At 63.5% G+C, this 14,409-nt stretch carries 11 protein-coding genes; 3 read left to right on the forward strand and 8 right to left on the reverse strand.

The genetic code is table 11. The features are described from left to right. Positions 1-328: 328 nt before the first annotated feature. The gene (gltX, locus tag ABD704_RS02540) at positions 329-1,732 is read left to right on the forward strand and encodes a glutamate--tRNA ligase (protein ID WP_344698127.1); all 1,404 of its coding nucleotides are present in this window, start codon (positions 329-331) and stop codon (positions 1,730-1,732) included. Further along, on the forward strand, positions 1,729-3,015 hold the full coding sequence (locus tag ABD704_RS02545; RefSeq protein WP_344698128.1) for a citrate synthase: 1,287 nt from the start codon (positions 1,729-1,731) through the stop codon (positions 3,013-3,015). The genes gltX and ABD704_RS02545 overlap by 4 nt, the downstream gene beginning before the upstream one ends. Here ABD704_RS02545 and ABD704_RS02550 read toward each other — a convergent pair. The 3 genes from ABD704_RS02550 to ABD704_RS02560 are packed head-to-tail and all read right to left on the reverse strand — an operon-like array spanning position 3,012 to position 6,603. Continuing rightward, positions 3,012-4,346, reverse strand: a complete 1,335-nt coding sequence (locus ABD704_RS02550; RefSeq protein WP_344698129.1) for a sensor histidine kinase — start codon at positions 4,344-4,346, stop codon at positions 3,012-3,014. The genes ABD704_RS02545 and ABD704_RS02550 overlap by 4 nt on opposite strands. Then, positions 4,327-5,385, reverse strand: coding sequence for a DUF2336 domain-containing protein (locus tag ABD704_RS02555; protein ID WP_344698130.1), 1,059 nt, complete (start codon positions 5,383-5,385; stop codon positions 4,327-4,329). Before ABD704_RS02555 ends, ABD704_RS02550 begins: the two co-directional genes overlap by 20 nt. A gap of 36 nt (positions 5,386-5,421) precedes the next feature. Beyond that, a complete protein-coding gene (locus tag ABD704_RS02560) occupies positions 5,422-6,603 on the reverse strand; it encodes an NTP transferase domain-containing protein (protein ID WP_344698131.1) in 1,182 nt (393 codons plus the stop codon). 84 nt (positions 6,604-6,687) lie between these two features. Here ABD704_RS02560 and ABD704_RS02565 point away from each other — a divergent pair, with 84 nt between their 5' ends. Continuing rightward, on the forward strand, positions 6,688-8,988 hold the full coding sequence (locus ABD704_RS02565; RefSeq protein ID WP_344698132.1) for a coiled-coil domain-containing protein: 2,301 nt from the start codon (positions 6,688-6,690) through the stop codon (positions 8,986-8,988). Here ABD704_RS02565 and ABD704_RS02570 read toward each other — a convergent pair. The 5 genes from ABD704_RS02570 to ABD704_RS02590 are packed head-to-tail and all read right to left on the reverse strand — an operon-like array spanning position 8,985 to position 14,298. Next, entirely contained in the window at positions 8,985-9,260 is a 276-nt protein-coding gene (locus ABD704_RS02570) for a DUF1467 family protein (protein ID WP_344698133.1), read from the reverse strand. The genes ABD704_RS02565 and ABD704_RS02570 overlap by 4 nt on opposite strands. 5 nt (positions 9,261-9,265) lie before the next feature. Then, positions 9,266-10,906, reverse strand: a complete 1,641-nt coding sequence (locus ABD704_RS02575) for a ribonuclease J (protein WP_344698134.1) — start codon at positions 10,904-10,906, stop codon at positions 9,266-9,268. 1 nt (position 10,907) lies between these two features. Further along, positions 10,908-11,687, reverse strand: coding sequence for a type III pantothenate kinase (locus ABD704_RS02580; protein ID WP_344698135.1), 780 nt, complete (start codon positions 11,685-11,687; stop codon positions 10,908-10,910). A gap of 38 nt (positions 11,688-11,725) precedes the next feature. Further along, positions 11,726-13,411 carry an FAD-dependent oxidoreductase gene (locus ABD704_RS02585; protein WP_344698137.1) on the reverse strand — a complete coding sequence of 562 codons (1,686 nt, stop codon included), beginning with the start codon at positions 13,409-13,411 and terminating at the stop codon, positions 11,726-11,728. After that, positions 13,408-14,298: an alpha/beta fold hydrolase gene (locus tag ABD704_RS02590; RefSeq protein ID WP_344698138.1), complete on the reverse strand. Its 891-nt coding sequence runs from the start codon at positions 14,296-14,298 to the stop codon at positions 13,408-13,410. The genes ABD704_RS02585 and ABD704_RS02590 overlap by 4 nt, the downstream gene beginning before the upstream one ends. Between the last annotated feature and the right edge of the window lie 111 nt (positions 14,299-14,409).

Consider the following 14,409-nt stretch of genomic DNA (forward strand, 5'->3'; position numbering starts at 1 on the left):
CTAGCGGCTCGTCCGGCTCGACCCGTCAGAATCGTGAAGCCAACGAGTGCCGCGGCGGCGCTAACGCAGAAGGCGTGCCATTCAATCGATGAGTCAAACGCGAACTAAACGGCGATCCCGCACCCGAACCCGACAACGATCCACGGCGGAAGCTGGGCGCGCTCCTTCGAACAGCTTTTCCAGCTCCTCGTTCCACTCGGCAAAACGCGCTTCCAGAGCTTCCGAGCATGCTGTGGCAGAGGCGCACCCGCTATGTTAGGGGCGCTCGTCCGTTGCATTGCAGCATAGAGAGAAGAGGATTGCGCGCCTGAGCGCAAGCGAGAAAGATTTGAGCAGCAATTCCCGTCCCATCGTTACCCGTTTTGCCCCCTCGCCCACTGGCTTCCTTCATATCGGCGGGGCGCGGACGGCCTTGTTCAACTGGCTGTTCGCCCGCCATCACGGCGGCAAGTTCCTCCTCCGCATCGAGGACACCGACAAGGCGCGCTCCACAAAGGAAGCCATCGACGCCATCCTCGACGGGATGAATTGGCTTGGCCTCAATTGGGACGGCCACGAATATTACCAGTCGCAATTCTGGGCGCGGCACGCCGAAGTCGCCCATCGCTTGCTTGAGCGCGGGGCCGCGTATCGCTGCTACATGACCCAGGTAGAGCTCGCCGAGCAGCGCGAGACCGCCCAACGGGAGCGGCGGCCGTTCCGCATCAACAGCCCCTGGCGCGACGTGACAGCCGAGCAAGGCGACAAGCCATTCGTCATTCGGTTGAAGGCGCCCCGCGAAGGGGAAACAGTGATCGACGACCGCGTTCAGGGCCGCGTGACGGTACAGAACGTCGAGCTCGATGACTTCGTCCTGCTGCGGTCGGACGGAACGCCGACCTACATGCTTGCGGTGGTGGTCGACGATCACGACATGGGCGTCACGCACGTGATCCGCGGCGACGACCATCTCAATAACGCCTTCCGCCAGCTGGTGATTATCAATGCCATGGGCTGGCCTGAGCCGGTTTATGCCCACGTCCCCCTGATCCATGGTCAGGACGGTGCGAAGCTGTCGAAGCGGCATGGCGCGTTGGGCGTCGATTCCTATCGCGACGAGCTCGGCTTCCTGCCGGAAGCGATCGGCAATTACCTGCTGCGCCTCGGCTGGGGCCATGGCGACGATGAGATTATCAGCCGCGAACAGGCCATCGAATGGTTCGACCTCGATCATGTCGGCAAGTCCCCGTCGCGCTTCGACTTCAAGAAGCTCGAAAATCTCAACGGCCACTACATCCGTGAGGCCGATGACGGCCGCCTGTCCGACCTCGTTGCTGCCAAGCTTGGCATTAGCGGCACACAAAAAGAGCAGCTGCGCCGGGCGATGCCCGAGCTCAAATCGCGAGCGAACACCATCGGCCAACTTACGGAGAGCGCTGCGTTTTTGTTCTCGACGCGACCGCTCGATGTGGATGAACAGGCATCTGCCCTGCTGACACCCGAGTCCCGAGAAGTGCTGCGCGCCGCGCACGCGAAACTTCAGGCACTTGCCGATTGGGAGATTGCGTCGTTAGAGGCTGCCGTCCGCGAGGTCGCGGAGGGTCTCGGCGTGAAGCTCGGCAAGCTTGCCCAGCCGCTTCGCGCCGCCCTCACAGGGCGCACGACATCTCCCGGGATATTTGACGTTCTTGCGTTGTTGGGACGAGACGAAAGCCTCGCCCGCATAGCCGACCAGATGGAGCCGATTGAATGACCGAACAAACCGCGACGCTGGGGGTCGACGGAAGCAATTTCACCTATCCGGTGCTGGACGGCACGGTCGGGCCGGAAGTCGTCGATATCCGCAAGCTCTACGGCCAGACGGGCATGTTCACCTACGATCCCGGCTTCACGTCGACCGCGAGCTGCGAAAGCGCGATCACCTATATCGACGGCGAAAAAGGCATTCTGCTCCACCGCGGCTATCCGATCGAGCAGCTCGCCGAGAAATCGACGTTCATGGAGGTATCCTACCTCCTCCTTCACGGTGAGTTGCCGACGAAGAGCGAGCTCGACGAGTTCGTCTACACGATCAGCCGCCACACGATGGTCCACGAGCAGCTGGCGACTTTCTATCGCGGCTTCCGGCGCGACGCTCACCCGATGGCGATCCTATGCGGCGTCGTCGGCGCGCTTTCATCCTTCTATCACGACAGCACGGACATCACCGACCCGGCGCAGCGGATGATCGCATCGCACCGGCTGATCGCGAAGATGCCCACGCTTGTGGCGATGGCGTTCAAGTACAGCCTCGGCCAGCCCTTCATGTTTCCGCAGAATAGCCTCAGCTACACGGGCAATTTCCTGCGCATGACCTTTGGCGTTCCTGCGGAGCCCTATGAGGTCAATCCGATCATCGAGAACGCCATGCGGCGGATCTTCATCCTGCACGCCGACCATGAGCAGAATGCCTCGACGTCGACGGTTCGCCTCGCCGGCTCGTCGGGCGCGAACCCCTTCGCGTGCATCGCGGCGGGCATCGCCTGCCTGTGGGGTCCGGCGCATGGCGGCGCCAACGAGGCCGCGCTCAACATGCTGCGCGAGATCGGCGACGTGAAGCGGATTCCCGAGTACATCGCTCGCGCCAAGGACAAGAACGACCCGTTCCGGCTGATGGGCTTCGGCCACCGCGTCTACAAGAACTTCGACCCGCGCGCGAAGGTGATGAAGGCTACTGCCGACGAGGTGCTCAAGGAGCTCAACATCTCCGACCCCGTGCTCGATGTCGCCAAGGAGTTGGAGCACATCGCGCTCAACGACGAGTATTTCATCGAGAAGAAACTCTACCCGAACGTCGATTTCTATTCGGGGGTGATCCTGAACGCGATCGGCTTCCCGACCGACATGTTCACGGCTTTGTTTGCGCTAGCGCGGACAGTGGGCTGGGTTGCCCAGTGGAATGAGATGATCGCGGATCCGGAGCAGAAGATCGGCCGTCCTCGCCAGCTTTACGTCGGCGCCACGCAGCGCGACTACATTCCCGTCGGCGATCGTTAGGGGGACGGCAGCGTCAGCGTGAACCGGGCGCCGGCGCCCGGCTCGCTGTCCAATGAAACATCGCCGCCCATCGACCGGGCCAGCCGCCGCGAGATGGCGAGGCCGAGTCCCGTGCCGCCTTCCGTCGCTTCGACGCGCTCGAAGCGTTCGAAGATGCGCTGCTGGTCGACGGGCTCGATGCCCGGACCCTCGTCGGAAACAGTCACCGAGGCAGTCGCCATCGTTTGCGCGAAAGACAAATGGACCGTCGAACCCTGCGGCGAGTGACGCACCGCGTTGCCGATCAGGTTTACGAGGATTTGAATAACCGCGCGGTCCTGACCGGAGGCCGAAAGTCCTTCCCGTTTTTCCGAAGCGATGGCGACATTCCGCTCTTCGGCAAGCGGCTCGACCATCACGACTGCCTCGGCAGTGAGGGCGCCAAGATCAATAGCATGCTGGCCCGACGAAACGTCATCGCTCATCGAGCGGACAACAGACAGAAGATGCCGGGCCGCGGCGGCAATGTCGTTGCCGTAGCTGGCGTAATCGCTGCGCAGCGGGCCATCGGCGCGTTCGACGATTCGTTCGGCGCTCTCGATAATCCGATCAAGCGGCGAGCGCAGGACTTCGTCCAGGGCATGGTCGAAAGCGTTTCCGCCCCCCAAGTCGCCAGGCATCCGGGCGGGTTGTTCGAGCTGCGCAGTGCCGCGGAAGCCGGCGAAGCTTCCGTCGGTCGTGCTGACAACCTCGCCTGTTAGGACGATGATCCGGCTCTCGTCGTTGCGGCTGCGGGCTCGCTGCTCGGCAAAGCCGCGTCGCGCGGCGAGCGCGCTGATCAGCGGCATTTCGCCCGCCTCATTCTCCTCCAGACGCACGACACGGGTCATCGGTTGTCCCGAAGCTTCGGCGAGCTCGACGCCGAGATAATCGGCTAGCTCGGGAGACAGGGAAATGATGCGCATCTCCTCATCCGCCACCCACTCGGTATTCGAAGCTGGCGAGTCGGCTTCAGACGGCCCACCTAGGAGGGAGGCCAGGCGCGCAGCGGCAGGAACGCGTTCACTCCAGCCTTCCAGGGTCAGCGCAATTTCATCCCCGTCTGGATTGGCGCGAACCCAAAGCTCGATGTCATGATCTTGTGAGGCGGCAACCGCCGGACGCGCCACTGGAATGCGAAGCTTGCGGGCGAGTTGCGCAACGGCGGCGACCTGCGGAAGCGCAAGCTTCTGGCCAAGTGTCGCGCCAGCCTGACGCTGCAGCGCCTCAAGCTCGGGATCAGCGGCGATCAGCCTGCCGTCCTTGTCGAGGCGCCCTAGGATCGGACGGGGCTCAGACGGTGCGCTGGCCATTGTCCGTTCCAAGCGAGTCCACAGCATATTGATAGAGAGGGTCGGCGGCGACCCAGCTCCGCGCGTTTGCGACATCTGCATCGCTCAGCCGATCGAATTCGGCGATCGCGCGGCCGAGGTCGGAGATGCCGAGAAGATCGCCAATGCCGGCGAGCAAGCCACCCGCGACTTCGCGCGCCAGATTGCCCATCCGCAACATGGCCATGATCCTTCGCGGGTCGGCCGACAGCAGTTCCTCCAGTGCGACCTCGCCGCTGAGGCCGCAGCGCCGAGCGAGCGCCTGTGCGACGAAGTTGATCTCGCCTTCTATTGCGGCGGCGCCAATGAGTTCGTTGGAGAGGGCGTCCTCTTCATCGAGCAGGCGGATTAGGGTTGCGGTCAGATTTTCGACGGAGCTTCCGGTGTCGAGGCTCGCCATGACTTGGGCCATGGCCGCCGCGAGCTGCCGATCGGCCTCGGCGGCGCCAGTGCCGACGACAAGGTCCGCGCGAAGGGCGGCAGCGAGGGAGCAAACCAGCGCCCGGGCTTCATCCCGCGGCAAGTCGTCGAAATGAAGGAGGCATTGGCCAAAGCGGTCGCGGCGACGACCGCGAGCGATGATCAAGGCCATTGCGGCAGCCGCGACGGCACCGTCACGATGGCTGACCAATCCCTGGACGACGCGCGCCTCGCGACGTCCGGCACGGGATTTCGCACCGGTCGCAATCCGCTCCTCATCGGCACGGCGCAAGAGCAGCCGCATTAACCCTGCGCGATCGAGCAGGCCGGCCTCCGAAAGTCGGTCGAAAATAGCGAGATTGCCCTCGTCGTTCGCGGGCGTGGCCATGTTAGGCAGTGCCGCGCGCAAAGCGTCGGCAATGTCAGCCACCATGCAATGGAGCATGGCGGTCATCAGCGCCCGCTCCTGCTCCGTCAATCGCTCGGCAGAATCGAGGAAGAAGTCGACCCGGACAGTCGACAGCCGGTCGCGGCCCGCGCGGCGTGCGCGACCCGACTGGTCGGCTGCAGATGCAGCAATCGGCCATTCTTCCGGCTTCATCCTGCCGGTGCTTATCGGATTTGCGTTAACTTCCCGTCAACTCGACGCTGAATGTCGCACATGCTGAACAATGAAGAAAGAAAGCGCTGCGTAGCCCAGCAGACCCACAAGATAAGGTGTCCAGGCGCCAAGGATCGCGAACGGAACCGCCGCCACAATCGCGCCACGTCGGGAGAAGAGCCACGTGTCCGCGTCCGCCGGAAAACCGTGCTTCTCGATCCGGCCTGCCTCCGCGAATGCGATTCCGCCTATTGCACTGAGCAGTGCCCCCCAGCCGCTGACATGGCGCATCTCCCACCAGCCAAGTGCAAGCAGGGCAATTCCACTGACCGCCCATAAGATACGGCGGCTGAGCAGATGCGCAGGAAGGGGGCGCAGCCGAAGGATCGCCAGGCGATTTGCTACCAAATCCAATGGAAGGGAAAGCAGCAGCATCACCAGTCCTGCTCCGAGCCAGCCGCGCAGAAAGCAAGCCGAGGCACCGACGATCAACGCGAGCGCGGCCCAGATGAGCCAAACCGGCCGGGCGCCGGTCTCCATAAGCTGCTCAGTCGCAAACTCTTCGATCGGCGGCAGGACGAAACGACTGACCCAGTCGGTTCGACCACCTCGCGAGGCGCGAATGAGGCGTCGCTGAAAGTCGCCTAGGTCGGCCTCCCGCTCAACCAACAATGGCTCCTCATCACCCGCCACGGGCTGCCGAACGGCGCCTTCCTGGATGGCGCGGCGCAAAAGCGTCGACTGGAGGTCCCAATCGCCGAGCATCACTGCCGTCGATCCGAGAAGGTGCGCGTCCACTACCGCGAGGCCGGCCCAGCGCGATTCCGCATCGATACGTTCGAACGCTGCGTGGGCTTCGTCATCGGGAACGGTGACTACCGCGGGCTCGGGTTCATCGACCAGCTGGGCCACCAGTTCAGCAGAAGGCGCAATTCCATCGCCGACAACGAGAATCGAGGCCCCTGCCTCGAACCGGCTTACGGCTTCCTGCACGTCGCTGACCGGGAAGACGCTGATCCCATCCAGACGAAGTCGCTCGAAGGCGTCCTGGAGCGCCTGGGGTACTCGCTCAACGACGACGACGATCGGTCCCGCGCCGGCCGCCGAGGCACAGCGAACCTGATAATCGATGAGCGTCCGTCCCGAGAGCGGAAGGAGCGCTCGGAGCCCTCCTTCGTCATCCTCCTGATAAGCCCCGATGAGCGCGCCGACCGCCAAACTTCTTTCCCTTCCCCCGCGACAGCGTTGAGCCCTCTCTAACCGCTTTCGCCTATCGTCAAAGATGGTAAACTGCCGATTGCCATGAACCCATTCGCAAAACACGCCGAACCGGAAAGCCCGGTGCAGGACGAGGGCGAGCCCCTCGATCTTACGACTGCCCTGATGAGTTCGGAGCCCAGCTTCGACCAGGAGCAATGGGCGGAGAGTCGCGCGGAAGAGCGTGGCGCCGGCGGGCGGCGGGTCCTTGGCTCGTTGCTGTTGCTGCTTTCGGCCGCCTGGTTGGCGTTCAGCGCGTGGAGCGCCGGACGATCGCTGGGCGGGCAATCGCTTTCATCGCCCGCCTTCGCGCAATGGATTGCCGTTGCAGCGGGCCCGCTTGCCTTATTGGGCCTGGTCTGGCTGATGTTCGGGCGCACGCGCCGAAAGGAAGCGGAGCGCTTCACCCGATCTGTAGTCACCATGCGCACCGAAGCGCGGTCGCTCGATGCGCTGCTCGAGGTTCTATCGCAGCGGATTCACGACAGCCGTTCCGAGTTAACCATGATGTCCCAGCATCTGATGACCCTTGGCGACGAGGCGACCGGCAAGCTCGGCGGCATCACGCGCGAGTTCGACTCCAGCAGCGAGAAGTTGCGGGTCCACAGTGAGGCGCTAGACCGGGCGGCGGACTCGGCGCGTAACGACGTCGCCGTGCTGCTCGCCGATCTTCCGCGAGCGGAACAGACGGCGCAGAAGGTCGCTGACCAACTGCGGTCGATCGGAAGCGAATCCGCGGCGAAGACGACCTCGTTCGGCGAACAGGTGGCTGCGTTGGCAGAGCAAACGCGCGCGACGGACGAGTTGGTTGCGCAGGCGGCCGACCGGCTTGCCGCAAGGCTCGCCGAAATCGACAGCGCGAGCACCAGCGCAGCGGCGCGCGTAACGGAAGCTCAAACTGCCTTCACCGGCTCTCTCGACCAGCTTCTGAATCAGTCGGCGCAGACCCTCGAGACAATCCGCTCCGGGATCGACACGCAGGCGGCAGCGGTCGCTGCGCTCGTGCAGCAGGCGTCGGCCGGGATCGGCAAGGCCGGCACACAGTCATCGGAGTCGCTGGCCGCAAACATTGAACGAGCAACGACGTCGCTCGAAGGCCTATCGAACCGCGTCGCCGAGCAGGATCGTGCGTCGCAAAGCATGATCGCCGAGATCGACCGCGGCCTGGCAATGATCGATCAGCGGTTTGCAGAACTTGCCGCGAATGGAGACCAGCGGGCAAATCACTTCCTCGAGTCCCTTACCCGCGCCCGCAACGAACTCGACACGCTTGCCGCGCAGGCGGGCACACAGGACGGCGCAATCGACTCGCTTTCGGAGCGGACCAACGGCCTGCGCGAAAGTATCGATCGGCTTGTCAGCGAGATCCGCGACGGCGTCGGCACCGCGATCGGCGAGGCACAGGATGGCACCGACCGCCTGGTCGAAAGCGCGTCGCGTATACGCCCTGAAATCGGCTGGATCCGCGAAGCTACGGTTGAGGCAAGCGACCGGATCGCCTCCACCGAAGGACAGATTGTCGAGCAGCAGAATCGCCTGGGCGAATATCTCGCTGCGATCGACACCGGCGTCGACAATGCCGGCGCGAAGCTCGGTGAGCTTGCGGCCGTGATGGTCCAGGTCGAGCGCGAGGCAGCGAACCTCAGTGCCGAGACCGGCCCGCAACTTGTGAACGCGCTCCTTCAGGTCAAGGAAGCCGCTGCTCACGCCGCCGAGCGTGCGCGCGAGGCTATCGAAGGCATCATTCCGGCCAGCGCCGGGAAGTTATCGGAAGAGACCCGCGCGGCGTTGGAGCGCGTCGTTCGCGAGAGTGTCGAGGACAAGCTGCGCGATGTCGAAGCTGTCGCCACGCGCGCTGTGGAAACTGCGAGGTCTGCTTCAGATCGCCTGACGCAGCAGATGGTCACGCTTGGCCAAACCGCGGCGGCGCTTGAGCATCATATCGAAGCGACTAGCAGTGAGCAGCGCGAAAAGGACAGCGAAGCCTTCGCCCGCCGCGTTTCGCTGCTGATAGACTCGATGAATTCCGCCGCCATCGATGTCGGCAAGATCCTGTCCGACGAAATCGACGACAAGGCGTGGGACAGTTACATCAAGGGCAACCGCGGCGTCTTTACGCGTCGCGCAGTGCGGCTGATTGGTGGAAGCGAAACGCGCGCGATCAAGGCGCATTACGATTCGGATCCGGAATTCCAGCAGTCGGTGAACCGCTACATGGCGGACTTCGAAGCCATGCTACGCCGCGTCGTCGCGGAGCGTGATGGCGGCATCATCGCCGTTACGTTGATGTCGTCCGATATGGGCAAGCTCTACGCCGCCCTGGCCCAGATCGACCGCCGCCGCTAACCGCCGTTGCGCGGATTGTAGAGGTCGAGATCCTGCGGCGTTACCCAGCCGTAGGTCCAGTTCGCGTAATAAATAGCGAACAGGATTGCGCCGAGCAGCGCGGCCTTGAGCAAGTGCCAGCGCAGATTGAACGCGTGCGGCGCACTGTCCGCCTGACCCGGGATCTTTGCCTTGCCCAATTCTTCGTCGGTGCGAACGCCGAAAGGAAGCAGCAAGAAAGCGCTCGCGGCGAAGAACAGGAAGTAAATCGCGATGATCGAGGAAAGCGCCATCGACCTTAGCTCGTAACTTGGAGCAGCATCACCTCAACAAGCGGCTTCTTTCCCGTCCACAATGTGGCGCAGCGGCGAACGGCGAGCCGCACATTCTCGCGCTGTTTATCTTCGGTGATATCGGGGCTGAAGGCTTTCGTGGCGGCGTCGGTTGCGTCGGAGATGAAATCTTCGCGGTCCTCTTCAACCGGCACACCGAAAGGCCGGATGAGCGGCTTGCCCGCTAGCCGGCCGTCGCTGCCCACCGGAACCGCAACGGTGATCAATCCGCCATAGCCCATGCGACGCCGCTCGGTGACGGTCGAGCCGTCGGCCGGCAAGATGACATCACCGTCGAGCACAAGTTGGCCGACGCGGACTTCGTCGATCTTTTTGGGACCACCGGGAGCGAGGCGGATCACATCGCCGTTCTTTTGCACGATGGTCTTCGGCACGCCGTTGGCCAGCGCAAGGCGGGCGTGCTCCGCCAGGTGCCGCTGCTCGCCGTGAACAGGCACGACGATTTCGGGGCGCACCCATTTGTACATCTGGATGAGCTCGGGCCTGCCTGGATGGCCGGAGACGTGAACGTGGGCCTGCCGCTCAGTGACGATCTGGACGCCGAGCTCCGACAGCTGGTTCATGATCCGGCCGATCGCGACTTCATTGCCCGGGATGATCCGTGACGAGAAGATCACGGTATCGCCTTCGGAAAGCTTTAACTCGTGCGTGCCCGCCGCAATCCGGCCGAGCGCGGCCCGAGGCTCCCCCTGCCCTCCCGTCGCGATGATCAACACTTCCCTACGTGGCAACCGCATCGCTTCGTCGAAGCTGATGGGAGCGGGGAAATCGCGGAGGTAGCCGGTCGTCTGCGCGACGCGCAGGATGCGATCGAGCGAACGACCCGCGATGCACACCCGGCGGTTTGTCTCGATGCCCACGCGTCCAATCGTTTGAAGCCGCGCCGCATTCGACGCGAACGTCGTGACCAGCACGCGCCCCTTCGCTTTCGCGACTTGCGCGAGCAGTCCCGCGTGAACGCTTTCCTCGGATCCCGACGGCTGGTCCTGGAAGACGTTGGTGGAATCGCAAACGAGCGCAAGTACGCCTTCGTCGCCGATGCGGGTCAGCACTTCGGTGCTCGGCGCCTCGCCGATTACCGGGGTCTCGTCGATCTTCCAGTCGCCCGTATGGAACACGTTGCCGAACGGCGTCTCGATGAGCAGCCCATTTCCTTCAGGGATCGAGTGCGAAAGTGCGACAAAGCTGACCTTGAACGGGCCCAGGTCGATGCTTCCGCCGCGCTCGATCACGTTGAGCTTCACGCGGCCGGTCAGCCCTTCTTCTTCAAGCTTGCCCGCGATCAGGCCCGCCGTGAACGGCGTGGCGTAGAGCGGTACCTTCAGCTCATCGGCGAGGTAGGGAAGCGCGCCGATATGATCCTCATGCCCGTGGGTCAGGACGATTCCGACAAGCCGCTCCTGCTGATTCTCGATGAACTCGAGGTCGGGAAGGATGAGCTCGATCCCCGGGTAATCCGAGCCTGCGAAGGTCAGGCCGAGGTCCGCCATCATCCACTGGCCCCGACAGCCGTAGAGATTGACGTTCATGCCAATCTCGCCCGAGCCGCCGAGCGCGCAAAAAAGCAGTTCTTCTCCGGGGATCATTTCAGCTTCGCGTGGCCATGTCGTGCAGCAGACTCAACCCCTGGATGGTGAGATCGGGCTCAATCGCGTCGAAAACGTCGGTGTGCTTGTCGAACAAGGTGGCGAGGCCGCCGGTGGCGATCACCTTAACAGGCGAACCGATCTCGGCTTTCAGGCGATCGGTCAGCCCTTCGATCATCGCGACATAGCCCCAGTAGATGCCAATGATCATCTGGCTCTCGGTCGTGCGGCCGATGACGCGATTCGTGGCCGGTGCTTCGATAGCGATACGCGGAAGCTTTGCCGCTGCGCTCACCAGTGCGTCGAGCGACAGGTTGATGCCGGGCGCAATGATGCCGCCGCGATAGGCGCCGCTTGGACCGACAACGTCGAACGTCGTCGCGGTGCCAAAGTCGATGACGAGCAGGTCGCCAGAGTGCTTGGCATGAGCGGCAATGACGTTGAGCGCGCGGTCGGCTCCGACATTTTGCGGCTCGTCGACGTCGAGCTCTATCGGCCACTCCGCCTTGCCGTGACCGGCAATCAGTGGCTGGATGTGGAAATATTTGCTGGCGAGCACTTCGAGATTGTGAAGCGCGCGCGGCACCACCGTCCCGATGATCACCGCACTGACGTCGGATTTCGAATAACCTTCGAGCTCCAGCAGCTGGTGCAGCCAGACGGCATATTGATCGGCCGTCCGCCGCGGATCGGTCGCAATCCGCCAGCGCGCCTTGATGGTCCCGCGATCGACAAGCGCGAAGACGAGGTTCGTATTGCCGGCATCCACCGCTAACAGCATTGCGCGCCCTTAGGGGTATTCGCTCGGCGCGCAAAGCGTCAGGCGGGCACGGTCACCCGGATCGGCGCTTCCTGGGCCTCCTGCTCTCGCTGTTTCGCGAGATAGGCGTGGATCGATGCGACAACCTGCGCGCCGTCACCCACGGCCGCCGCAACGCGCTTCACGGAGCAGGCGCGGACATCGCCGACGGCGAATACGCCGCTGCGACTCGTTTCCAGCGGCAGGCGATTGTCGGCCACATCCTCCCCCGTCAGCACGAACTTTCGCGCGTCGAGCTTCAGTCCGGAAGCCTCAAGCCAGTCGGTGTTCGGCTCGGCGCCGATGAAGGAGAACAGATATCGCACGGGTCGCTCAGTGACCGACCCCGAGCCGCGGTCCCGCCACGCCACGGAATCGAGCACTCCGTTCGCGCCTTCCAAAGCGGAGATCTCGCAGCCGATGACCACATCGATGTTGGGCTGCGCCGAGATTCGCTCGATCAGATACTGCGACATGGTCTCTTCCAGCGGCCGGCGCGCGATGAGCGTCACACGCCGAGCGCGGCTTGCCAGGAAAACCGTCGCCTGGCCGGCGCTATTTCCGCCGCCGACGAGCGCGACGTCTTGGTCTGCGCACAGGTCTGCCTCAAGCGGTGACGCCCAATAGTGTACCGACGTGCCCTCGAATTCCTCAAGACCCGCGACGCCGAGCCGCCGGTAGCGTGCACCCGTCGCAATGACGACCGCCCGAGCCCGCGCGCGCTCGCCCGTCGCGAGCTGCAGGTGGCATGGATCGTTGCCGCACTCGAGCTTCACCGCTTCGTCGGGGATGAGCACTTCGACGCCGAACTTCTGCGCCTGGCTGAACGCACGGCCCATCAGGGCCATGCCGGAGATCCCTGTAGGAAATCCCAAATAGTTCTCGATCCGAGCGGAGGCTCCAGCCTGCCCGCCGAACGACCGGCAATCGACTGCCAGCACCGATAGGCCTTCTGAAGCTGCGTAAACTGAAGTCGCGAGGCCCGCCGGGCCTGCGCCGATCACGACCACGTCGTAGAGCTTATTGCCGTCCACTGGTCCGACTAGACCGACGCAGCGCCCAAGCTGCGACTCGGTCGGGTTACGCAACAATTGTCCAGACGGGCAAAGGACGATCGGCAGCTCATCCTCGCTGACGTTGAAGCGCTCAACCAATGTCTGCGCGCACGAATCCTCGCCCGGGTTGAGCTGCTGATAGGGGTGCCCGTTCCGTCTCAGGAAGTTCACGAGGCGGAGGACGTCGGCATTCGCTTCATCGCCAACGATGATCGGGCCCGCCCCCGCTTCGATCAAACCAACCCGGCGAAGGATCAACGCGCGCATCATCCGTTCGCCGAGATCCGCCTCTGCTATCAGCAAGGCACGCAACCGGTCGGGCGCGATCGCCACGGCTTCGACGTCGGTCAGTGCTTGCTCATCGACGAGATAAGGACGGCCCGAAAGCTGCGCGAGCTCACCCATGAAGTTGCCGCGTTCGTGCACGACGATCTGCTTTCGCTCGCCGCCTTCGCTGCGCGTTACTTCGACCTGGCCGGACATGATCAGCATCAAGCCCGGCCCGGTTTCGCCGGTACGAACGATATATTCGCCGGCACGATAGGAGCGCGGCTCGCCAAACCGGCAGAGCCGCGCAATGTCGTCATCACTCAGGCGCGGAAAGATCTGCGCCGCGCGCGTGGCGTAGATATCTGTCCGCGCGTCACTCATGCCGGCAGCGGCTCGGCGAGGAGTGTTGGCGCTTCCTCGTTATTCAAACCGACTTCGTCGCCACGGATGAAGGCGAGCAGGTCGGGATTGATGACGTCGGCATGGGTCGTCGCCATGCCGTGTGGGAAGCCGGGATAGGTCTTCAGGCGACCGTCCTTCAGCAATTGAACAGTCAGCGGCGCAGAGTCCACATACGGCACGACCTGGTCGTCATCGCCGTGCATGACGAGCACCGGAACGTCGATCGCCTTCAGATCCTCGGTGAAGTCGGTTTCAGAGAAGGCCTTCACACAGTCGTAATGAGCCTTGATGCCGCCCATCATGCCCTGCCGCCACCAATTATCGATCGTGCCCTGAATTGGTTGAACGCCCGTGCGGTTGAAGCCGTAGAAAGGCCCCGACGCGATATCGAGATAGAATTGCGCACGATTGGCGGCAGTCCCTTGGCGGAAAGTATCGAACACCTCGAGCGGCAGGCCGCCCGGGTTCGCTTCCGTCTTCAGCATGATCGGCGGCACGGCGGCAATGAGCACGGCCTTGGCGACCCGGCCTGGTTCGGCGCGCGCGACGTAGTGCGCGACTTCGCCACCGCCCGTTGAATGGCCGATATGGACCGCGTGATGAAGGTCGAGCGCGCGAGCGAGCTCGATCATGTCCGCCGCATAGGTATCCATGTCATTGCCGGTATCGGTCTGTGTCGAGCGTCCGTGACCGCGCCGGTCGTGCGCGATTACCCGATACCCCTCGTTGAGGAAGAATATCATCTGATTGTCCCAGTCGTCCGCGCTGAGCGGCCAGCCGTGATGGAAGACGATCGGCTGCGCGTCCTTGGGACCCCAATCCTTGTAGAAGATCTCGGTACCGTCGGCGGTGGTGATGAATGGCATGGGGCTGCCTCCCGTGAAGGATCCGGCCGGCGGGACCGGTGCCGACGTCGGAATCGGCCGTTAGCGGAATACATCTCGCCAGATACGCGTTGGACTCGGTCGCGACGATGC

The sequence above is a fragment of the Sphingomonas limnosediminicola genome (assembly GCF_039537965.1).
In the GTDB taxonomy this organism is placed as follows: domain Bacteria; phylum Pseudomonadota; class Alphaproteobacteria; order Sphingomonadales; family Sphingomonadaceae; genus Sphingomicrobium; species Sphingomicrobium limnosediminicola.

Coding starts and splice junctions, on each gene's coding strand:
- ABD704_RS02545 (WP_344698128.1), top strand. CDS start 1,729: ATGACCGAACAAACCGCGACGCTGGGGGTCGACGGAAGCAATTTCACC.
- ABD704_RS02550 (WP_344698129.1), bottom strand. CDS start 4,346: ATGGCCAGCGCACCGTCTGAGCCCCGTCCGATCCTAGGGCGCCTCGAC.
- ABD704_RS02555 (WP_344698130.1), bottom strand. CDS start 5,385: ATGAAGCCGGAAGAATGGCCGATTGCTGCATCTGCAGCCGACCAGTCG.
- ABD704_RS02565 (WP_344698132.1), top strand. CDS start 6,688: ATGAACCCATTCGCAAAACACGCCGAACCGGAAAGCCCGGTGCAGGAC.
- ABD704_RS02570 (WP_344698133.1), bottom strand. CDS start 9,260: ATGGCGCTTTCCTCGATCATCGCGATTTACTTCCTGTTCTTCGCCGCG.
- ABD704_RS02575 (WP_344698134.1), bottom strand. CDS start 10,906: ATGATCCCCGGAGAAGAACTGCTTTTTTGCGCGCTCGGCGGCTCGGGC.
- ABD704_RS02580 (WP_344698135.1), bottom strand. CDS start 11,687: ATGCTGTTAGCGGTGGATGCCGGCAATACGAACCTCGTCTTCGCGCTT.
- ABD704_RS02585 (WP_344698137.1), bottom strand. CDS start 13,411: ATGAGTGACGCGCGGACAGATATCTACGCCACGCGCGCGGCGCAGATC.
- ABD704_RS02590 (WP_344698138.1), bottom strand. CDS start 14,298: ATGCCATTCATCACCACCGCCGACGGTACCGAGATCTTCTACAAGGAT.